General features: G+C 71.2%; 18 protein-coding genes and 1 pseudogene. 14 read left to right on the forward strand and 5 right to left on the reverse strand.

Annotation, left to right across the window (positions count from 1 at the left end; translation table 11 throughout):
* The first annotated feature begins 38 nt into the window (after nucleotides 1-38).
* From ACFQH9_RS25095 to ACFQH9_RS25110, 4 genes are all read left to right on the forward strand, one after another.
* Nucleotides 39-398, forward strand: a complete 360-nt coding sequence (locus tag ACFQH9_RS25095) for a hypothetical protein (protein ID WP_379569597.1) — start codon at nucleotides 39-41, stop codon at nucleotides 396-398.
* A gap of 52 nt (nucleotides 399-450) precedes the next feature.
* Nucleotides 451-1,305, forward strand: a complete 855-nt coding sequence (locus ACFQH9_RS25100) for a methyltransferase domain-containing protein (RefSeq protein ID WP_379569599.1) — start codon at nucleotides 451-453, stop codon at nucleotides 1,303-1,305.
* A 571-nt stretch (nucleotides 1,306-1,876) separates the two neighbouring features.
* Nucleotides 1,877-2,821 (forward strand): RNA polymerase sigma-70 factor, encoded by a 945-nt coding sequence (locus ACFQH9_RS25105; RefSeq protein ID WP_379569601.1) that lies wholly within the window; start codon nucleotides 1,877-1,879, stop codon nucleotides 2,819-2,821.
* Between the two features lie 82 nt (nucleotides 2,822-2,903).
* On the forward strand, nucleotides 2,904-4,085 hold the full coding sequence (locus ACFQH9_RS25110; protein ID WP_379569603.1) for an NAD(P)/FAD-dependent oxidoreductase: 1,182 nt from the start codon (nucleotides 2,904-2,906) through the stop codon (nucleotides 4,083-4,085).
* Between the two features lie 878 nt (nucleotides 4,086-4,963).
* Here ACFQH9_RS25110 and ACFQH9_RS25115 read toward each other — a convergent pair.
* Nucleotides 4,964-6,070 carry an MFS transporter gene (locus ACFQH9_RS25115; protein ID WP_379569605.1) on the reverse strand — a complete coding sequence of 369 codons (1,107 nt, stop codon included), beginning with the start codon at nucleotides 6,068-6,070 and terminating at the stop codon, nucleotides 4,964-4,966.
* A gap of 92 nt (nucleotides 6,071-6,162) precedes the next feature.
* On the opposite strand from ACFQH9_RS25115, the gene ACFQH9_RS25120 reads away from it, so the two are divergent.
* A complete protein-coding gene (locus ACFQH9_RS25120) occupies nucleotides 6,163-6,309 on the forward strand; it encodes a hypothetical protein (protein WP_379569607.1) in 147 nt (48 codons plus the stop codon).
* On the opposite strand, the gene ACFQH9_RS25125 is transcribed toward ACFQH9_RS25120, so the two are convergent.
* On the reverse strand, nucleotides 6,294-7,016 hold the full coding sequence (locus ACFQH9_RS25125; protein ID WP_379569609.1) for an SDR family oxidoreductase: 723 nt from the start codon (nucleotides 7,014-7,016) through the stop codon (nucleotides 6,294-6,296). The genes ACFQH9_RS25120 and ACFQH9_RS25125 overlap by 16 nt on opposite strands.
* On the reverse strand, nucleotides 7,013-8,152 hold the full coding sequence (locus ACFQH9_RS25130) for an acyl-CoA dehydrogenase family protein (RefSeq protein ID WP_379569611.1): 1,140 nt from the start codon (nucleotides 8,150-8,152) through the stop codon (nucleotides 7,013-7,015). Before ACFQH9_RS25130 ends, ACFQH9_RS25125 begins: the two co-directional genes overlap by 4 nt.
* 143 nt (nucleotides 8,153-8,295) lie before the next feature.
* On the opposite strand from ACFQH9_RS25130, the gene ACFQH9_RS25135 reads away from it, so the two are divergent.
* From ACFQH9_RS25135 to ACFQH9_RS25160, 6 genes are all read left to right on the forward strand, one after another.
* Nucleotides 8,296-9,504 carry an acetyl-CoA C-acetyltransferase gene (locus ACFQH9_RS25135; RefSeq protein ID WP_379569613.1) on the forward strand — a complete coding sequence of 403 codons (1,209 nt, stop codon included), beginning with the start codon at nucleotides 8,296-8,298 and terminating at the stop codon, nucleotides 9,502-9,504.
* Between the two features lie 44 nt (nucleotides 9,505-9,548).
* Nucleotides 9,549-11,222 carry a sigma-54-dependent Fis family transcriptional regulator gene (locus ACFQH9_RS25140; protein ID WP_379569615.1) on the forward strand — a complete coding sequence of 558 codons (1,674 nt, stop codon included), beginning with the start codon at nucleotides 9,549-9,551 and terminating at the stop codon, nucleotides 11,220-11,222.
* Between the two features lie 239 nt (nucleotides 11,223-11,461).
* A complete protein-coding gene (locus ACFQH9_RS25145; RefSeq protein ID WP_379569617.1) occupies nucleotides 11,462-12,574 on the forward strand; it encodes an NDMA-dependent alcohol dehydrogenase in 1,113 nt (370 codons plus the stop codon).
* Between the two features lie 68 nt (nucleotides 12,575-12,642).
* Nucleotides 12,643-14,004 (forward strand): phenylacetate--CoA ligase family protein, encoded by a 1,362-nt coding sequence (locus tag ACFQH9_RS25150; protein WP_379569619.1) that lies wholly within the window; start codon nucleotides 12,643-12,645, stop codon nucleotides 14,002-14,004.
* A complete protein-coding gene (locus tag ACFQH9_RS25155; RefSeq protein WP_379569621.1) occupies nucleotides 14,001-14,792 on the forward strand; it encodes an enoyl-CoA hydratase/isomerase family protein in 792 nt (263 codons plus the stop codon). The genes ACFQH9_RS25150 and ACFQH9_RS25155 overlap by 4 nt, the downstream gene beginning before the upstream one ends.
* The gene (locus ACFQH9_RS25160) at nucleotides 14,789-15,967 is read left to right on the forward strand and encodes a CaiB/BaiF CoA transferase family protein (protein WP_379569623.1); all 1,179 of its coding nucleotides are present in this window, start codon (nucleotides 14,789-14,791) and stop codon (nucleotides 15,965-15,967) included. The genes ACFQH9_RS25155 and ACFQH9_RS25160 overlap by 4 nt, the downstream gene beginning before the upstream one ends.
* A 1-nt stretch (nucleotide 15,968) precedes the next feature.
* Here the strand turns inward: ACFQH9_RS25160 and ACFQH9_RS32275 are convergent, their stop codons facing one another.
* On the reverse strand, nucleotides 15,969-16,283 hold the full coding sequence (locus ACFQH9_RS32275; RefSeq protein ID WP_465269543.1) for a helix-turn-helix domain-containing protein: 315 nt from the start codon (nucleotides 16,281-16,283) through the stop codon (nucleotides 15,969-15,971).
* Between ACFQH9_RS32275 and ACFQH9_RS32280 the strand changes: the two genes are divergently transcribed.
* Entirely contained in the window at nucleotides 16,197-17,606 is a 1,410-nt protein-coding gene (locus ACFQH9_RS32280; protein ID WP_465269544.1) for a dienelactone hydrolase family protein, read from the forward strand. The two genes, ACFQH9_RS32275 and ACFQH9_RS32280, sit on opposite strands and share 87 nt — an antisense overlap.
* 551 nt (nucleotides 17,607-18,157) lie before the next feature.
* Here ACFQH9_RS32280 and ACFQH9_RS25180 read toward each other — a convergent pair.
* Nucleotides 18,158-18,760: a QsdR family transcriptional regulator gene (locus ACFQH9_RS25180; protein ID WP_379569629.1), complete on the reverse strand. Its 603-nt coding sequence runs from the start codon at nucleotides 18,758-18,760 to the stop codon at nucleotides 18,158-18,160.
* A 140-nt stretch (nucleotides 18,761-18,900) separates the two neighbouring features.
* Between ACFQH9_RS25180 and ACFQH9_RS25185 the strand changes: the two genes are divergently transcribed.
* On the forward strand, nucleotides 18,901-20,028 hold the full coding sequence (locus ACFQH9_RS25185; RefSeq protein ID WP_379569631.1) for a lipase family alpha/beta hydrolase: 1,128 nt from the start codon (nucleotides 18,901-18,903) through the stop codon (nucleotides 20,026-20,028).
* A gap of 395 nt (nucleotides 20,029-20,423) precedes the next feature.
* Nucleotides 20,424-20,694, forward strand: a pseudogene (locus tag ACFQH9_RS25190) (transposase); the annotation flags it as partial.

A 20,694-nucleotide genomic window follows, 5' to 3' on the forward strand; every position in this document is an offset into this window, starting at 1 on the left:
CCAGGTAGCAAGCAATCCGAGCTACCGGGGGAACCTCAATGGGGCCAGGCCAGCGCGGCCTGGATCGTCCGTTCCCAGGGGGACGGCCGTACCGCGCGACCGAGCCGGACCAGCTCTACCTGTGCGGCGCGAGCACCCACCCCGGGGGGAACATCACCGGCAACCCCGGCTACATCGCCGCTGCCGAGATCCTGACCGATCTCGGGATTCGCCACTGGTGGACGCCGAGAGACGTCTGGAAGGCGCTGGCGAACGGCGGCGGGCTGACGGCGATCACCGACCCGCGGCCCGAAGCACGACGGCCGTCAGCAGCACTCATCGCCTACGGCGACGCGAGACCGCACCCGGGAGGCTGGACAGTTCTCGTGCAGCCGGGAGAGTCCGCCGACGATCGATGAATGGCCACGCGACCGAGACGATCGGCGCAGACACCCGAAGGGGCGGAGCGAGATGTCCGAGCCGGCGATCCGAGAACCGTCATCATCTGCGGACTCCGAGGCCAACCGGGTGTATGCGCTGGGCAGCAGCCCGGGCGAGAGTGCCAGGTTGAGCCGGCAGGCTGAGGAGTTGGCCCCCGACAGCGCAGCTCTACTCGATCGCGTCGGGTTGCGGCCTGGCCAGACGGTGCTTGATCTAGGTTGCGGTCCTCGAGGCGTCCTCGATCTGCTCGCCGCGCGGGTCAACCCGGGCGGGAGAGTGGTCGGGTTGGACGCGGACCCCAGACACACGACGATGGCCGCTGCGTTCGCGGCCGCCCACCGGCTGTCCGGCGTCGAGACGGTCACCGCGGACGCCCGGCGTACCGGCCTGCCGTCCGGCAGCTTTGACCTGGTCCATTCGCGAACGCTTCTGGTCACGGTGCCCGAGCCGGCGCAGGTAGTGGCCGAGATGGTCCGGTTGGCCCGCTCCGGCGGCCAGGTCGCAGTCATGGAAGCCGACACCGAGTACCTGATGACCTATCCGCCGCATCCGGCCTGGGTGCGGATGGGTGAGCTCTTCCATGTCACCTTTGCCCGCAACGGCGCGGATCCACATGTGGGCCGGCGCCTGGCCGAGCTGTTCGACAAGGCCGGCCTGGTCGACGTCCAGGTGACGGCTCGGGCGCAGATCTACCCGCCTGGCCATTCGCGGCGTACCAACATGCTCAGCCTGCTACGCAGCATGCGTCCCCAGATTCTGGAGCTCGGCCTGGCAACCGCCGCCGAGCTCGACGAGATCGACAGTGCCGCACGCGGTCACCTTGCCGACCCGCGGACCGTTGCGGTGTCGGGGCTGTTCTTCCTGGCTTGGGCACGAAAGCCTTGAACACCAGATCAGCGACCACGGCTGGGGTCCGCTCGATGGGCTGGCGCGCCACTTGTTTCGACAATGCCGTCCGCCGAATCGTTCTTCGCGACCTACGAGAAGGAGCCCATCCGCACTCGCCAGTGGAACAGCCTTACCGAGGCACGCAGCAGACACTCCTCTGGATCGAGGGCTACTACAATCGCCGTCGACGACACTCCGCGCTCGAATACTTGACTCCCACGGAATACGATCTAGGGTCGAGAAAACTTACCCGGCTTGGCTCGTGCTCAAGGTGATCGAGAGGTGCGAGAGGTACCGAGCCGCCGAGCGCCACTCGCGGTCGCGCTCGCTCGCGGAAGCGTCGACTCGGCGCGCGGCTTACCGGGGCGGTCGGCGTGGGCGCGGTGCGCGATCCGTGCAACCAGCACGACGTGGGCGCTCTCGTCAAGCTTCAGCAGGACCCGCTGGTCGCCGCGCCGGGCGCTGCGGTACTCGCTGAGCTCGCTGGTCTCGTGTGGTGCAGCCGGTGGTCAGGTCTCACGTGCCGTGTCAGACCTCGGTCACCCGCACGGATGGTTAACTGGGAACCGTGCTGGTCGGTGCGCATGAGGTCCGGAGGTTCGAGGCGGCCAGGGCGCAGTTGGAGGCAATCGCGTACCGCCTGCTGGGGTCGGCGATCGAAGCCGAGGACGCGGTGCAGGACACCTTCCTGCGCTGGCAGTCCGTTGACCGGGAGCGCATCGAGACACCCGAGGCGTGGCTGACGAAGGTGCTCACCAACATCTGTCTCAACCGGCTCACTTCGGCGCGGACCAGACGCGAAACGTATGTGGGTCAGTGGCTCCCTGAGCCGGTCTTCGCCGGCGACCGGATGCTCGGCCCGTCCGACACCGTCGAGCAGCGTGAGTCGGTCTCGATCGCGATGTTGACGCTGATGGAGCGGCTCACGGCCAAGGAACGCGTCGTGTACGTGCTGCGCGAAGCGTTCGGATACTCACACAGCGAGATCGCCGAGATACTCGACATCACCGAGTCGAACTGTCAGCAGGTCTACCGGCGCGCCAAGCAGCACCTGGCCGACGGCCGGCGCCGCGTGGCGGTCGACGCGGCCGCGGCCCGCAAGATCGTCGAGGAGTTCCTGGCCGCGGCCCTCAGTGGCAAGACCGACTCGCTGGTGAGGATGCTGACCGACGATGTGATCAGCGTCGGCGACGGCGGCGGCGTGGTCTTCTCGGTGCCTCGGCCGATCACCGGTGCCCTGCGGGTGGCGAGGTTCCTTCGCACGCTGTTCACGCCCACTCAGGCCAAGTGGGAGATGATCGGCGGTCGCCCCGACCTGTACGCCGCGGTCGCCAACGGCGTACCCGCGCTGGTCATGGTGGTCGACGACCGGGTCGTCGGCGTCGTCGCGCTGGACGTCACCGCCGACGGCATCGCGGCCGTCCACGCCCAGGCGAACCCCGGCAAGCTCGAACGCGCGACGCACCAGTGGGCCGTGTCCGGACACGGGGAACCACTCACCGGCAGCTGGTGACCCGAGTCACAGACTCCTGCTGTCAGGTTCCGCGCCGCAGTCCGGTTCAGGGAGCGAACACCAACCGGACAGGAGCGAGACCATGAAGCACCGCATCGTCGTCCTCGGAGCCGGCTACGCCGGAGCCACCGCCGCCGGGCGCCTGGCCAAGCGACTGCACCCCGCCGACACCGAGATCACCCTCGTCAACGCCGACCCCGAATTCGTCGAGCGCGTCCGCATGCACCAACTCGCGACCGGACAGGACCTGAAGCGCCGCGCGTTGACCGACGTCTTCGCGGGCACGGGCGTGCAGGTGCGGATTGCGCAGGTCACCGCCGTCGACGCCGAACGCAAGACCGTCGACGTCGTCGACGACCTCGCCCCCGGCGAGATCGCCTACGACACGCTCGTCTACGCCCTCGGCAGCACCGCCGCCGACGGCGGCGTTCCCGGCGTCGCCGAGCACGCCCACCACATCGCGAGCAAGCAGGCCGCGCTGCGGCTGCATGCGCGTCTGGCCGACCTCGCCGCGGGCGGAACCGTGCTCGTCGTCGGTGGTGGGCTCACCGGCATCGAAGCCGCCACCGAGATCGCCGAAGCCCGACCGGACCTCGAGATCTCACTCGCCGCCCGCGGCGGCCTCGGCGACCGGCTGGGCGAGAAGGCCCAGCGCCACCTGCGCGAGGCGATCGACCGGCTCGGCATCACCCTCCACGAGCACACCGACATCGCGGGCGTCGAGCCGACCGGCGCGGTCACCACCGACGGCCGCACGATCCCGGCTCAGGTGACCGTCTGGACGGCCGGCTTCGCCGTCCATCCCCTCGCCGCGGCCACGACCCTGCAGGTTTCCGCGACGGGCCAGGTCGTCGTCGACGACACCGTGCGGTCGGTCTCGCACCCCGACGTCTACGCCGTCGGCGATGCCGCGCTCGCCCCGGGCGCGAGCGGCACACCACTGCGGATGTCGTGTGCCTCGGGAGTCCCCACGGCTCAACACGCAGCCGACGCCATCGCCGCCCGCCTGACCGGACGGCAGATCCCCCCGAACAAGATCGGCTACACCGCCCGGTGCATCAGCCTGGGCCGCCGTGACGCCGTCGTGCAGTGGGTGACCCCGGACGACCAGCCCAAACCGTCCGCGGTCACCGGCAAGGCGGCCGCGCGCCTGAAGGAGATGATCTGCAGGGCGGCAGCCTGGAGCATCTCCCACCCGACATCGATGCGCCCGACCCGCCGCCACGCAATCCCAGCCGAAGAGGCCCTCCCGGTCGCTCCGTGACATCCCGCGATCGCACAGGGCGCACGCAATAGCCAAGCTGCGGCCGCGGGAAGTGACTCGGCCGATCGGGTCGTCGACGAGCCCGGCGAGGTCGCCGAGTGAAACGTGTGGTGTGAATATCCGGTAGCCCATACCTGACGAAGTCCTGGTCGCGCCGGAAGCACATCGGCCTCGCGCCGTCCCGGTGCCGCCCTGAGCCGCCGCTCAGGCCGCTCCCCGGCCATCGACCACCGCTTCCATGCACACCTGGGGCGTTGGTCGCCGGCATGCGGTGGGACCGGCTGCTGGCGGTCACCGCGATCACACACGCAACCAAAGGCGCTCCACTGCCTGTGACGCGGTCGTGCCGTTCCGGCCGGCCCGGCCGTGCCCGGGGCTCGGCATTGCTTGCGGAGTCGGTGAGCTTGCGTTGCGCTGGGTGCGACTTCTTGAATCCGCTGCGACATTCGGCTCCAATGCCAGTGGCGGGTGTTGGCGGCGTGCTGCGACCTCTCCTCGCGGGTGTCGCCCCGGCGTCTGGATGACCTTCCGGGCTCGGTCGAGCGAGCCGAGTTGGCGTCGACGCGGTCGACGTCGCACTCGACCAGCCTGAGCTCGCCGAGAGCGGATAGGGCCTGCGTAGTGAGGCAGCTCCGACAGGTGCCGGCAGTCGGGTCCTCGCGAGGCTCGTGGATTCTCGCCATCCAGAGGTCGGTCGCCTCGTGAAACCGCGAGTGGGGTCGAGGGCCATGATCTGCTGAACGCCGCGACCGCGTCGGAGATCCTTCGGGAGGGCTTGCACCTCTGCGGTGGTCCGTGGATCACTGTCGGCTGGACATGCACGCGAGTGCGAGCCGGCAGCTTCTGCGGTGCCGCCGCGGGAGGGCGCCCGAAGGCGGTCAGGGTCGGTCGGCTTCGGCAACCGGGCGGAGTGTGAGAGCGCTCGCCGCGCTGATGAGGCACCCGAGCAACATGTAGGTCGCGATCGCCGCCGAGCTCCCGAAGCCGTCGAGGAGCGCCGTCGCGATCAAGGGGGCGAAGGCCCCTCCGAGGACGGACCCTGCCTGAATGCCGAGCGAGAGGGCCGAGTAGCGCACCTCGGTGGTGAAAGCGTCGGAGAACAGGGCGCCCTGCGGGCCGTACAGCAGGCTGTGCAGCAGTGACAGCCCGACGACGAGCGCGAGCGTGAGCAGGACGAGCGACCCGGAGTCGACCAGCGGCCAGAACACGAACGACCACAGCCCGAGCAGGACCGCGCCACCGACGAAGACCGTGCGGCGCCCCAGGCGGTCGGACAGCAGCCCCGCGAGCGGCAGCGCGACCAGCTCGACCGCCGAGGCAACCAGCACCGCGGTCAGCACGGCGCTGCGGGACATCCCGAGCAGTGCGGGGTTGGTGGCGTAGGCGACCACGAAGGTGATGAACACGTAGTACGTCAGGTTGATCGCGAGGTAGCTCCCGGCGGCCAGAGCGATCTGGCGGGGGTGTCGGCGGACGGCCTCGACGACCGGGGACCGTCCGCGGCGTCCGGTGCGGGAGGTCTGGAAGTCGCTGGTCTCCTCGAGCCTGAGCTGGATCACGACGGCGAGGACGATCAGCACGATGCTGGCGAGGAAGGGGACACGCCAGCCCCAGGCCAGGAACGCCTCTGGTGAGGTGGTGCCGCTGACCAGCAGGAAAGCACCGTTGGCGAGCAGGACCCCGCCCGGCGCGCCCGCGGAGGCGAAGCTGCCGTAGAAGCCGCGGCGGTTCGCGGGCGAGTTCTCCGTCGCCAGCAGGATCACGCCGCCCTGCTGCCCGCCGACGGTGATGCCCTGGAGGAAGCGGAGGACCACGAGCAGGATCGGGGCGGCGACCCCGATCGTGGCGTAGGAGGGGAGCAGCCCGATCAGGGTGGTGACGACCCATCGCGACGAGCGCGGCGACCAGGGTCCGCTTCCGTCCGATCGTGTCGCCGACGTGCCCGAACAGGGCGCCGCCGAACGGACGGGCCACGAACGCGACACCGAACGTCGCGAAGGACAGCAGGGTGCCGGTCAGCGGGTCCTCGGAGGGGAAGAACAACGTGGGGAAGACCAGGGCGGCGGCGGTGCCGTAGATGAAGAAGTCGTACCACTCGATGCTCGCGCCCGCCCAGGAGGCGACCGCGACCGCGGTGGTCCTGCGCCGGCTCGGGGCCGTGGGGGCGGTGACGGATGGCAGCTCTGACATCGCGGGTGACCTTTCGGGTCAGACGAGCGTGTGACCGCCGTCGATGGTGAGGACGTGGCCGTTCATGTAGGCGTTGCCCATGAGGAACAGGGCGGCGTCGGCGATCTCGGCGGGCGACCCGATCCGCCGTCCCGGGAGCTGCTCGGCGATCGCGGCGATCCTGGCGGTGCGGGCCTCGCCGAAGAAGCCGTCGAGCAGCGGGGTGTCGACGTAGCCGGGGGACAGGACGTTGCACCGGATCGGTGCCAGCTCGGTGACCAGCGAGCGCATGAGCGCCTCGACCGCGGCGCAGGACGCGCCCGCCACGGCCTCGCGGGCCATCGGGCGGGTGCCTGCGATGCCGGACATCAACGTGATCGACCCGCCGGGGTCGATCAGCCGCGCGCCGTGCCGGCTCGCGTGGAACGCGGCCCAGAAGCGCAGGTCCAGCGCCGGGCGGACGGCCTCGGCACGGGCGTCGACGACGGCGGTCGGGACCAGCTTCGACGGGGTCACCAGGAGGTGGTCCAACCGCCCGGCCCGCTCCAGGAAGGTCGTGATCGCCTCCTCGTCGGAGACGTCGACCTCGTGGCCCTCGGAGCGGGGGCCCAGCCGGGTGAGCGCCTCGGCGAGCCGCTCGGGATCCCGTCCGCCCACGACGACGCGCCCGGCCCCGCGCTCCGCGGCCAGCTCGGCCGTGGCCAGGCCGAGCCCCGACGTCCCACCGAGCACGACGACGGTCGCACCCTCGATGCCGGTCATCGCATGCCCGCCTCGCGGAGCAGGGACCGGGCGATGAGGACCTTCTGCACCTCGCTGGTCCCCTCGTAGATCCGGTAGAGCCGGGCGTCGCGGAACAACCGCTCGACCGGCGTCGTGCTCAGGTAACCGAGTCCACCGTGGACCTGCACCCCGCGGTCGGTGATCCGGGAGGCCATCTCGCTGCAGTACAGCTTCGCGGCGGACGGGCCTCTGCTCGTGTCCGCCCCGCTGTCGTAGCGGGCCGCGGCGTCGAGGACCAGGGCACGACCGGCGGCGAGCTCCGCGTAGGACTCGGCGAGCATGGCCTGGACCAGCTGGAACTCGCCGATCGGTCGACCGCCTTGGCGGCTCGCCGCGGCGTGGGCGACGGACTCGTCGAGGACCCGTTGGGAGAGCCCGACGCACAGGGCGGCGATGTGCAGCCGCCCCCGCGACAGCACGGTCATCGCGCTGCGGAAGGCCCGCCCCTCCGCGCCGACCATCCGGGCACCCGGGACCCGGACGCCGTCGAGGTGGACCTCCGCGGTCCACGCCCCGTGCTGGCCCATCTTGGCGTCGCGGGGGCCCACGGTGAGCCCCGCCGTCGCGGCGTCGACGAGGAACGCCGAGATCTCCCGCGCCTCGGTCCCGGTGCGGGCGAAGACGACGAAGAGGTCGGCGAGCGGGGCGTTGGTGATGTAGCGCTTGGTGCCGTCGAGCACCCAGTCAGCCCCGTCGCGGCGGGCGGTGGTGCGCATCCCCGAGGGGTCGGACCCGGCCTCGGACTCGGTGAGCGCGAACGAGGCGACCGCCTTCCCGGCCGCGAGGGCGGGGAGGAACTCGGCCCGCTGCGCCTCGTCCCCGAACCGGGCGATGACCTGGCCAGCGATGCCGTTGTTGGTGCCGAACAGCGAGCGGAACGCCGGTGCGGTGTACCCGAACTCGAAGGCGAGCCGGACGTCCTCGCTCATGCTGACACCGAGCCCGCCGTACTCCTCGGGCAGGGCGTAGCCGAACAGCCCCATGTCGGCGGCGGCCGCCCTGATGTCGTCCGGGATGGCGTCGGTCTCCTCGATCTCCTGCTCACGAGGGACGACGAGGTCGCGCACGAGCCTGCGCACGGCGTCGACGATCTGGTCGAAGGATTCTGCGTCCACGGTTCCTCATCGATCTGTGGCCGGTGGTACCGACGCAGTGAACGGACTCCGGCGCATGCGGCGGTGTTCAAACTTTGGGCAGCCGGAGGAAGGCGCACGTCGGAGAGTGGACTGGTCGGAGAACTCTCGGTGAGGAGAAACCTGTGCGGCGAGCGGCCATCGTGCACCCCCTGCGGACCCCGGTCGGGGCCTTCGGCGGCGCCCTGCGTGACCTCCCGGTGGAGGACCTCGCCGCGACCGTCGTCCGCGCCGTGGTGGAGCGCTCCGGGGTCGACCCCGGCCGGGTCGACGACGTCGTGTTCGCCCAGTCCTACGCGAACTCCGAGGTCCCGTGCGTCGGCCGCTGGGTGGCGCTGCACGCCGGTCTGCCCGAGCACGTGCCCGGGATGCAGCTCGACCGCCGCTGCGGTGGCGGACTCCAAGCGCTGGTCACGGCCGCGATGATGGTCCAGACCGGAGCGGCGGACGTGGTGCTCGCGGGCGGCGTGGAGTCGATGAGCCGCATCGAGTACTACTCCACGGCGACACGATGGGGGGCGCGGGCGGGCACGGTGTCGCTCTACGACCGGCTCGACCGCGGCCGGGAACGCTCCCAGCCCGAGGCCCGCTTCGGCCCGATCTCCGGGATGGTCGAGACGGCGGAGAACCTGGCATCGGACTTCGGCCTCGGTCGCGAGGCGGCGGACGCCTACGCCGCGCGCAGCCACCAGCGTGCCGCGGCCGCCTGGAAGGAAGGCCTGTTCGAGGCCGAGGTCGTACCGGTCGAGGTACCGCAGCGGCGCGGTGAGCCGATCGTCGTCACCCGCGACGAGGGCATCCGGCCGGACACCACCGCGGCGAGCCTCGCCCGGCTGCGCACCCTCGTGCCGGGCGGCACGGTCACCGCCGGGAACGCCAGCCAGCAGAACGACGCCGCGGCCGCCTGCCTCGTCGTCGCCGAGGACGCCCTCGACGATCTCGGCCTGGAGCCCCTCGGCTACCTGGAGTCCTGGGCGGTGGCCGGCTGCGCGCCGTCTCGCATGGGGTTCGGACCGGTGCCCGCCGTGTCGCGGCTCGCGAGCCGGACCGGGACCGATACCCGCTCGCTGCTCGACGACATGGCGCTCGTCGAGCTCAACGAGGCCTTCGCCGTGCAGGTGCTGGCGGTCCTCGAGGGCTGGGGCTGGCACGACCACGACCGGCTCAACGTCCTCGGCTCCGGCATCTCCCTGGGGCATCCCATCGGCGCGACGGGGGTCCGCATGCTCACCACGCTGCTGCACGAGCTGCACCGTCGCGGCGGCGGCAGGGGGCTGGCCACCATGTGCATCGGCGGCGGCCAGGGGCTCGCCGCGGTGCTGGAGAGCGCCTGACCCGGCGGGCTACCGTCGAGCAGGCCCAGATCGGAGGAGTCGACATGGACGTCGCACCGGCCACCGCCGAGCTCCCGTCCACCGCAACGGACGACATCAGGACCTCCTGGGAGCGGTCCTGGATGTCCGGCGTCCGCCCGGACCTCTCCCTGGAACGTCTCGACGCCGTCGAGGTCGACACAGGCAGCAGGCTGCTCCGCGCCGCCCTCCCTGTCCTCGAACGCGTCGCCGACGCCCTGTCGGAGACCTCGTACTTCACCGTGCTGGCCGACAACGCCGCGCGCATCGTGCACCGCGGCCGGATCAGCCACCGCACCTCCGACGTGCTCGACCACACCGGCGTCGTCCTCGGTCGGCAGTTCACCGAGGACTCCACCGGCACCAACGCCATCGCCGCCCCCTTCGAGCTGCGCCGTGGCGTCGCGGTGCGCGGCGGTGAGCACTTCGCCCAGTCGCTGCGGGTCTACAGCTGCTACGGCTACCCGATCATCAACCCGGTCACCCGCAGGCTGGAGGGCGTGCTGGACCTGGCGGGACGGGCCGGGGAGGAGAACCCGCTCTTCGGGCCCTTCCTGCGGCAGGCCGTCGAGGACATCGAACGGGCCCTGCTCGCGGACTCGCGGGACGCGGGGCGCCGACTGCTGCACGCCTTCGACTCGGCGACGAGCCGGCGGGAGGACCGGGCCCTGCTCGCCCTCGGTGCGGACGGGGAGGTGGTCGTGGCCAACCGGACGGCGATGGACCACCTCGACGCCGATGACCACTCCCGGTTGCGCGAGCTGGCCGACCGGGCCCGGGCCGGCTCCGGCGGCCGCGAGGTGCGGTTCGGAACGGCTCGCGGGCTCGACCTACAGCTGACGGTCGACATCGCGGACGGCCACGGCAACGCGCTGATCTCCTTCGCCCCCGTCTACACCCGCAGGCGGAGCACGATCGCGGCACCGGTCGCCGCCGTCGACCCGGTCGACCGGGAGCTGGCCCGGTGCCGCGCCCACCGGCTGGCCACGGTCGTGGTGGGCGAACCCGGCACCGGCCGCAGCCACACCGCCCGGCTCCTCGCCGGGCCGGACGACGCGGTGGTCACGCTGGGCTGCGCGGACGTCGAGCGGGTCGGCCGCGTCGCCTGGCTCGAGCGGGTCCGTGCGGCGGCGGCCGCGGAGTCCCTCGTCGTGGTGGAGGACTTCGATCTCCTCGACGACCACCTGCTCCGCGCCGTCGGGGAGCGGATCGCGAACGGCGCCTGGATCGCGCTCACGGGCCCGCCGATGGCGCAGCTCGGGGCCGAGCACCGCTACCTGGCCTTCCGCTGCCTCGGGCGGATCGAGCTCAGCCCGTTGCGGGACCGGCGGTCGGAGATCCCCGCGCTGGCCCGGCGGATGCTCGCCGAGGCCACCGGAGGGTCCGCCCGCTTCACCCCGCCCACGCTGGCCCGGCTGGCCGAGCTGGACTGGCCCGGGAACCTGCAGGAGCTGGCCCACGTCGTGCGGACCGTCGCGGGCAGACGCAGCGCCGGCGACATCCTGGTCTCCGACCTTCCGCCGGAGTACCGATCCGCGCCGGAGGTCGCGCGGATGAGCCCGTGGGAGCGCTCGGAGCACGACGCGATCCTCGCGGCACTGGAGCGCAACCACGGCAACAAGGTGGCTGCGGCCCGAGACCTCGGCATCAGCCGCGGCACCCTCTACAACCGGATCCGCACGCTGCGAATCAAGGCCTGACGGGCTGTCCGAGGATTGAACAGGGCGCCGCCCGCACACCGGGCAGCCTTCGGAGTGTGATCGGCGACGGAGCGGGTCGACCGAGACGAGCCGGGCGACCGACCATGCCTTCCGCCGCCGTTGCCTCGAGCAGCTGCACGCCATCGGGGTCTGACGGGTGTGCAAAGCCTGAACAGACCGCCGGTGGCCATCGCCGCCAGCATCGATCCGGACACCGCAACGACGCGAGAGGACTCGTCATGAAGACCAAGGCCGCCGTGAGCCTGGGCGTGCACAGACCGTTCGAGATCATGGAGCTCGACCTCGACGGCCCCGGCGAGGGCGAGGTGCTGCTGCGCAACGTCGCCGCGGGCCTGTGCCACTCCGACCTGCACCTGACCGACGGCGACATGCCGCCGCGCTACCCGATCGTCGGCGGCCACGAGGGCGCGGGGATCGTCGAGGAGGTCGGTCCGGGCGTCACCAAGGTCAAGCCCGGCGACCACGTGGTGTGCAGCTACATCCCCAACTGCGGGACCTGCCGGTACTGCGCCTCCGGTCGTTCGAACCTGTGCGACATGGGCGCGACGATCCTGGAGGGCCGGTTCCCGGACGGGTCGTTCAAGTTCCACTCCGGCGGGGTGGACTTCGGGAGTCTGTGCCTGCTGGGCAGCTTCTCCGAGCGGACCACGGTGTCGCAGCACTCGGTCGTCAAGGTCGACGACTGGCTGCCGCTGGAGACCGCGGTGCTCGTGGGTTGCGGTGTGCCGGCGGGCTGGGGTGGACCGGTCTACAACAACGGGATCCGGGCAGGGGACACCGCCGTGATCTTCGGGATCGGCGGGCTCGGGATCAACGCGGTCCAGGGCGCGGTGATGGCCGGTGCCCGGCACGTCGTCGCGATCGACCCGATCGAGTTCAAGCGCGACACCGCGCTGAAGTTCGGCGCCACCCACGCCTTCGCCACCGCGGAGGAGGCGCACGAGGCGGTCAAGGAGATGACCTGGGGCCAGATGGCCGACGGCGCGCTGATCTTCGTCGGCACCCCGGACGAGAAGATCGTCAGCGACGCCTTCCACATCATCGGCAAGGGCGGCACCGTCAGCCTCGCGAGCCTCGCCGACCCGGCCAAGCTCACGGTCCACATCTCGGGCATGGAGCTGACCCTGATGGAGAAGACCATCAAGGGGTGCCTGTTCGGCTCGTCGAACCCGCAGTACGACATCGTGCGGCTGCTGCGGCTCTACGACGAGGGCAAGCTCAAGCTCGACGAGCTCATCACCCAGCGCTACCGGCTGGAGGACGTCAACCAGGGCTACGACGACCTGCGCGCGGGCAAGAACATCCGCGGCGTGATCGTCCTCGACTCCTGACCTCCGGCCCGGGCGGGCACCACCCCGCCCGCCCGCCCGGGCCGCCCGCCACCTCTCGAGAGGCACCGATGCACGTCCAGCCCGCCGTCCCGTTCTCCGCCTCGCACTGGAGCGAGATCGAGACCCTGCCCGCCGCCGAGACCCGCGCCGTCCAGGACGCGAACCTCCGCGACCAGATCGCCCACCTCGCCGCGCACAGCGACTTCTACCGGGCCAAGTTCGCCGAACACGGCGTCGACCCAGACCGGATCCGCTCGGTCGACGACCTCGCCGAGGTGCCGTTCACCGAGAAGCAGGAGCTCCGCGACAGCCTCGCCGCGGCGCCGCCGCTCGGTCGGCACCTCGCCGCGGACCGCGCGGACGTCGTCCAGGTCCAGGCCTCGTCCGGGACCACCGGCAGCCCGTCCTACGTCGGGCTGACCGCCTCCGACGTGACCACCTGGTGCGAGCTCGGCGCTCGCGCCCTGTACGCCAACGGGTTCCGGCCGGGCGACCGCGCGCTGCACGCGTTCGGCATGAGCAAAGGGTTCGTCGGCGGCCTCCCGATCGTGCAGATCCTGCAGTACATGGGGATCGTCGACATCCCGATCGGAGCCGAAGCCGGCGCCGAGCGGCTGCTTCGGGTCCAGGCCGACCAGCGCCCGGAGCTGGTCATCGGCACACCGTACTTCCTCGCCTACCTCGGCGAACAGGCCCCGGCGATCGTCGGGCAGCGTTCGCAGGACCTCGGCGTCCGGGCGATCAGCGTCGGCGGCGAGCCGGGCGCCGGCCTGCCCAGCGTCCGGGAGAACCTGGAACACCTCTGGGGCGCGACGGTGCGCGAGATGTTGGGCGGCACCGACATCGCCTGCACCTACTGGGGAGAGTGCGAGGCGAACGACGGGATGCACTTCCTCTCCCCGGACCTCATGGTCACCGAGCTCATCGACCCCGACACCGGCAACCGTGTCGAGCCGGTCGAGGGCGCCGAGGGCGAGCTGGTCTACACCGCGCTGCGGCGGCAGGCCTCGCCGCTGCTGCGGTTCCGCACCCGCGACCACGTCGTCGTCACGGGGACGGACTGCGCCTGCGGGCGGACGGGCTACAAGGTGCGCTGTGTCGGGCGCACCGACGACATGCTCATCGTCAGGGGGATCAACGTCTTCCCCTCGGCGATCAAGGACCTCGTGCTCGGCCTGGCGCCCGCGACCACCGGCGAGATGCGGATCCGCGTGGACTTCGCAGGCCACTCGACCCAGCAGCCGCTGCCGCTGGTGGTCGAGCACGCGGCGGATCTCGAGGGCTACCGGCACGAGGAGCTGCGCACCGCCATCGAGGACCGGGTGCGTTCGGCGCTCAACGTGAAGAGCCGGGTGCAGCTCGTGCCGGAGGGCACGCTGAAGCGTCCCGACCACGTGAAGGTTGCGTTGGTGGAGAGGGTGGGGACATGAGGACCTACGAGGAATTCGCCACGCTCCTGGTCGACCGGCCCGCCGACGGCGTGCTCCGCATCGTGCTCGACGGCCCGGACCTGCACGCGGTCGGCGCGGACATGCACCGCGACCTCGCCGACGTGTGGACCGCCGTGGCGCGGGACGAGTCCGTTCGCGCCGTGCTGATCCGCGGCGCGGGGGACCGGGCGTTCTCCGCGGGCGGCAGCTTCGACCTCGTCGAGTCGATGGTGGAGGACTGGCGGACCCGGACCAGGGTGCTGCGGGAGGCCCGCGACCTGGTGCGCAACATCATCGACTGCGACGTCCCGATCGTCTCGGCGGTCAACGGCCCCGCGGCGGGGGCCGGGCTCGTCGCGGCGCTGCTCGCGGACGTCTCGGTGGTCGGCAGGCGGGCGAAGATCGTCGACGGTCACGTCCGCCTCGGCGTGGCGGCGGGCGACCACGCCGCGATCTGCTGGCCGCTGCTGTGCGGGATGGCCAAGGCCAAGTACCACCTGCTGACCAACGAGGTGCTCACCGGCGAGGAGGCCGAGCGGATCGGGCTCGTCTCCCTCTGTGTGGACGACGCCGAGGTCCAGGACCGCGCCCTGGAGATCGCGGTACGGTTGGCGGCGGGCTCCCCGAGCGCGCTCCAGTGGACGAAGCACGCCCTGAACAACTGGTACCGCCAGGCCTGGCCCGCCTTCGAGGCGTCGCTCGGCCTGGAGTTCCACGGCTTCGGCGGCCCGGACGTCGTCGAAGGTGTTGCGGCGCACCGGGAGAAGCGCCCTCCGAGGTTCACGTGAGCCCGCTCGCGGGCCTGCTGGTGGTCGCGTTGGAGCAGGCGATCTCCGCGCCGCTGTGCACCCGCCACCTGGCCGATCTCGGAGCGCGGGTGATCAAGGTGGAGAACCCGGTCGGCGGGGACTCCACGCGCCACTACGACGACGTCGTCCACGGGATGTCCGGGCACTTCGTCTGGCTCAACCACGGCAAGGAGTCCGTGGCGCTCGACCTCACCCAGGCGGCGGACCGGGAGTTGTTCGAGTGCCTGCTGGACGCCGCGGACGTCTTCGTGAGCAACCTCGCCCCCGGCGCACTGGGCCGTCTCGGGCTCGGCCCCACCGACCTCGTCCGGCGGAGGCCGCGTCTCGTCGTCGTGGACATCTCCGGCTACGGCGAGGGCGGACCGCTGGACCACAAGCGGGCCTACGACCTGCTGGTGCAGGCCGAGGCCGGGGTGTGCGCGATCACCGGGGAACCGGGGGTCCCGGCCAAGCCCGGGGTGCCGGTCGCGGACGTCGGCACCGCCCTCTACGCCTTCGGCAGCATCGTCACGGCCCTGTACGACCGCGAGCGGACGGGCCGCGGGACGGTCGTGTCCCTGGCGATGCTCGACGTCGTCGCCGAGATGATGGGCTTCGCGCTGAACCAGGTCGTCCACGGCGCGCCGGCACCGCGCGCCGCCGGGATGGGCTCCCCGCTGATCGCCCCGTACGGGGCCTACCCGACGCGGGACGGGCACACGGTGGTGCTCGGCACCACGAGCGACCGCGAGTTCCGTCGCCTCGCCGACATGCTCGGGCGACCCGACCTGGCCGAGGACGAGCGCTACCGGCACAACGCCGACCGGATCCGGCACCGGTCGCAGCTCGACGCGGTCCTCGACGACTGGTGCCGCACGCGCGACCTCGCCGAGATCCAGACCATGGCCGACGCCGCCGGCATCGGGAACGCCCGGCTCAACGACGTCACCGACCTGGCGGCGCACCCGCAGCTGCACGAGCGCGGCCGCTGGCACGAGGTCACGACCCCCGGCGGCACCGCCCCCGTCCTCCGCCCACCCCCGACGAGCGCGGACTGGGTGGTCCGCAGCGCGCGGGTGCCCGACCTGGGCGAGCACACCCGCGCCGTGCAGGAGGAGTTCGGGGCCCGGCTAGGAACCGTGCCGCCAGGTCCTCCGCCCCGGCCACGCGTGTAGGTCAACGGATCCGGCGGTGCGGAGCCGATGACGCGCATGCGGTCGCGTTTCCGAGCCCTGACGGAAGCACGGTGGGTGCAGGCTCGGCCGGGCGACGCAGGATCTCCGCGGGGCTTGAGCCGTACCGGGCGCTGTAGCTCGCCGCAAAGCGCCCGTGATGGTGGAAGCCCCATCGTCGGGCGATTGCGGAGGCCGTTGTGGCCTCGGGTTCCGCGGCCGTCGGTTCGGCGTGTATCTGCGCGAGTCGGAACTCGCGCAGGTACGACATGGGGGGCTTGCCGACGTGTCGGCGGAATCCCTCTTCGAGATCCCGCACACTCAGCCCGGCCGCAGCGGCGAGATCGGCGACAGACACGATGTCCGCGGCTTTCTCCTCGATGAGCTCGAGGGCATTGCGGATACTCGCGGGTGCTACTCGCCGTTCGGGTCCCGACAGCTCGTCCGAATAGTTGTGCGGCTGTCCTCGCAGCAGGCCCGTCATGGCCAACCCGGCGAGGCTGCCTGCCATGACCGGGTCGGTCATCATCCCGTCCGGCCGACCCGACTCGGACCACAGCAGTTGCAGGGTCCGCAGAAACAAGCCCGCGTGGGGCCCGTCGAGGTCCAGCTGGATGGCGAAGCGCAGGGAGCGGCAGGGACCCGCCGGAGCAGCGGGGCGAGCATGTTCTCCAGCGCCGCGGGCTCGAAGCGAGCGGTGACCGAGCGACAGTCCTGGCTCCAGTCCTCGAAGAACACCGGCTCGTCGGGAGACACCACGACGGCGCGACCGCCCGTGGCGAGGACCGAGTCCCGCGAGACGGTGGCGCATGCGGTGGCGGATGCGCTACGGGAGGCGCGGACGTTCACCAGTGCGTTCGACCCGGACCTGGTCGTGGTCTTCGGGCCGGACCACTACCAGGGCTTCCGGTACGAGCTGATGCCGCCCTTCTGCGTCGGCACGGCGGCGACGGCCATCGGGGACTACGGCACCGCCGCCGGGGATGTCGACGTGCCGCAGACCCTCGCGGACGACCTGATCGGCGAGCTGCTTCAGCTGTTCGCGAAGGGCGACCTCACGGCGTTCGACGCGCTGAGCGTCGCCTGGCTCGGTGAGCAGGGCGGCAGCTCCATCCACGAGGTCCGGTCATGGATCGCGGCCCACGCGGCGGTGCAGACCGCGGGGGCCGTACCGGACCGAGTCGTCGTTCTCCGTGCGCCATCCCGACGACGCCGGGCCCCATCCGGTGGTCGTCGTGTTCCACGACGGCCCGGGACTGCGGAAGGACGTCTACGACGTGGCCGCGAAGGTGGCCGAGGCCGGCTACTATGCGGTCCTGCCCGACCTCTACCACCGGATCGGGCCGAGGATCTCCTTCCCCTGGCCGGAATCGGCCAGGGCACGGGCTCCCCCGAGTTCGAGCGCCTGATGGCGGCTGTCGGCTCGCTCGACGATGGTGCGGTGCTGGCCGACGTGGCCGCGCTGCTCGATGCCGTCGCCGAGGACCCCGCAGCGGGCACCGCGGCTAAGGGCGCAGTGGGGCTCTGCGTGGGCGCGCGGCTCACCTTCCGGCTGCTCGCCGCGCGGCCCGACGAGTTCGTCGCCGGCGCGGCGATGCACCCGTCGTTCTGCGTGACCGACGAGCCGGATTCCCCCACCTGAGTGTCGGGGCATTGTGCGCGGAGCTGTTCGTGGCGTTCGGCGCCGCGGACACCCTCGCCTCGCTCGAGGTGGACAAGCCGCTGCGCGACGCGCTGGCCCGGGCGAACGCGACCGTCGAGATCCACGACGGCGCCGATCACGGCTTCGTGTTCCCGGGCCTCCCCGGCCTACCACGAGCACGGCGCGACCGTGTCCTGGGAGCGGATCCGCGACCTGTTCGGGCGGGCCCTGGGGCACCGCCGCTCATGGCTGCCTGGAAGGACCGCCGGAGACGTCGTCGGCGTCGTCGAGTCCGACGGCCTGGTTCGGCCCGGCCAGGGGCATCGAGGCCAGCGCCGAGGGGGTGGACTGGCTGCTCCGCCAGCACCCGCTCCATCAGATCGTGTTCGAGGCGCCGTGGAGCCGCCAATGATCCCACCTGCTTCGATCATCATCCATGCTGGTGGCAGCGGACGAGTCGGAGTCGACGATCTTGGTTGACGTTGCGCTCCAGGCCTTGCCCCGTGGGCGCCTCTCACTGTCTTGTCCGGGTGCGGCTGTGTCGCGGTAGGTCAGCGCAAGAGCGCTCTGAGAACTCGGCGGTTGCGGTCGGGGTCCGGTGCGCCGCCGGTGATTGCGGGGGTGTGGACGAAGGACTCGACGAGCCGCACGGTGGCGTAGGCGAGTTCGTCGGCGGTCAGGTCGATGGTGAGCCGTCCGGTGGCGAAGTCGTCGGCGAGGAAGTCGGCGACCTTCTCGACGAGGCGGCGTTGGAACTCGCTCGCGTCCTGCGTGAGCAGCCGCGCGATGAGCTCTGCTTCCTCGGCCTGCATCTGGCGGATGCCGGGATGGGCGATGACGTCAGAGGCCCAGAGGCTGAGCACCTCGGCCGTCCGGCTCGTGCGCAGCGACGATCTCTCGACGTCATCCCAGAGCCGGGTGAGGGCACGCTCCGTGCTGGTCCAGAGCACCTCGACGATGAGCTGTTCGCGGGTCCCGACCCACCGGTGCAAGGTGACTCGGCTGACCCCAAGCCCGCGCGCCAGGGCTTGGATGTCCAGGCGACGGCCCTGGTTGAACCACGACCGGGCCAGGTCGAGCGCATCCAACGGCGTCGCCTTGGTCGGAGCGCGCCCCTCGGCGAGCTGGCGCTGCAGGGGGGTTTGACCAGCCACCGATACTCCATTCGTCGCAAACGAGCGACCACTCATCGTCCCGCCGTCACCGCTCGCGAGCTACCCGCGTTAATCGAGTTACAGAGCTGGTCACAAGTTCCGGCCTGCAACACATCGATGAGGATGTAACGGAGACTTTCATGAGACCTGGAAAGATGCGGCGCGGGGTCTTCGCGGGCGTGGTGGCCGGAGTCGCCGGACTCGCGCTCGCGGGCCAAGCGCTGGCTGCTCCCGCGCCTGCGCCGCCGACCCTGCCCAACCTCACGCCGTCCCCCTTCCCGGTTGCCGTACCTTCCTCGCTTCCCCTGCCGCCGCCCACGATCCCGGACGAGCAGTTCGCCCCGGTCGACCGTCCCGGACCTGAGCTGGACGTGCCGCAGGCCGATCTCGACGCTTCCCTCCGCTGCACCGCCAACGCGAAGGAGGCCGACACCGAGGTCGTGCTCTTCGTGCCTGGCACGACCCTCACCCCGACGGACGACTACGGCTGGAACTGGTTTCCGGCCATGGACAAGCTCGGTCGACCTTACTGCTCGGTGACCCTGCCCAACCACGCCATGACCGACACCCAGGTCTCTGCCGAGTACGTCGTGAACGCCATCCGTGCTGTCCACAAGTTGAGCGGCGGCAAGATCGACGTCGTCGGGCACAGCCAGGGCGGCACCGAGCCCCGCTTCGCTCTGCGGTTCTGGCCCGACCTGCGCCCCATGGTCGACGACTACGTCGCCCTGGCCGCCACCAACCACGGCAGCATCGCGATCAATGCTGCGCTGTGCACGCCGGCCACCGGCTGCTCGGAGTCGCTCTGGCAGCAGACCCTGAACTCCGACTACACGCAGGCGATGAACTCGCGCCAGGAGACCTTCGCCGGCATCTCCTACACGCAGATCTACACCCGTACCGACGAGTTCGTGCAGCCCAACCTCGATGACACCGGCACGACCTCCCTGCACACCGGCGACGGCGACATCACCAACGTCGCCCTGCAGGACATCTGCCCCGCCGATGTCACATCCGAGCACCTGGCTGTCGGCACCTACGACCCGGTCGCGTACGCCCTGACCATGGACGCACTCGACCACGACGGCCCTGCCAACCCGGCCCGTGTCGACCGCGGCGTGTGCGCCCAGCTGCTCATGCCCGGGGTCGACCCGGTCGCCTTCCCGGGCAACTACGCCTCCCTCACAGGCACCATCGCCGAGCAGCTCGCCCTGTTCCCCAAGGTTCCGGCCGAGCCCGCACTCAAGCCCTACACGATGGCCGGCTGACCAACCGCCGACCGGTCACAGACGTCGCGCGGCTCGCGGCGGAACGACAACTCGTCGAGCAGGCGTTCTTGGTCGAGGCTCAACGCCTAATGGGTTCTGTCGGGCTTGGGTTGTGCCAGGCTCGGCGCTGGTAGCGGCCAGCGGGTCAGCACTCTCTTCGCCGGAGCATCGAGCTCTAGAGAGTCAGATCGTGCGCCCGCTGGTCGTGAGCAGGTCGGACCGCTGATGGGATGACGTGCCCCGGCCCCGAGTTCGTCTCGGGGGCCGGTGAGCACTTGACCATTAGGTCGCGGGGTCCTGCTCCACGCTGCTGTCCATGATGGACCCGAGCGGGAGGCGATGGGGCGTTGCTGTTCGTCGGTGACGACTGGGCTGAGGACCACCACGACGTGGAGATCGTCGACGCTGGGGTGCTCACCGAGTTCGGGGACGACCCACACCGCTACCGCGACGCACGAGCACGTAAGAACTACGCCGGGACCTCACCGATCACCCGCGCGTCCGGCCGCAAGACCGTCGTGCTGGCCCGCTACGCCCGCAACCGCCGCCTCGGCGATGCGGTGCACCGATGGGCGTTCTGCTCCCTCACAAGCTCACCGGGCGCCCGCGCCTACTACGACGCTCTCCGTGAGGTTCCCCCGCTTGCTCGGAGATCGACGATCATGG

Origin of the sequence: Pseudonocardia lutea (assembly GCF_042658055.1) — a bacterium.
Classification (GTDB): Bacteria; Actinomycetota; Actinomycetes; order Mycobacteriales; family Pseudonocardiaceae; genus Pseudonocardia; species Pseudonocardia lutea.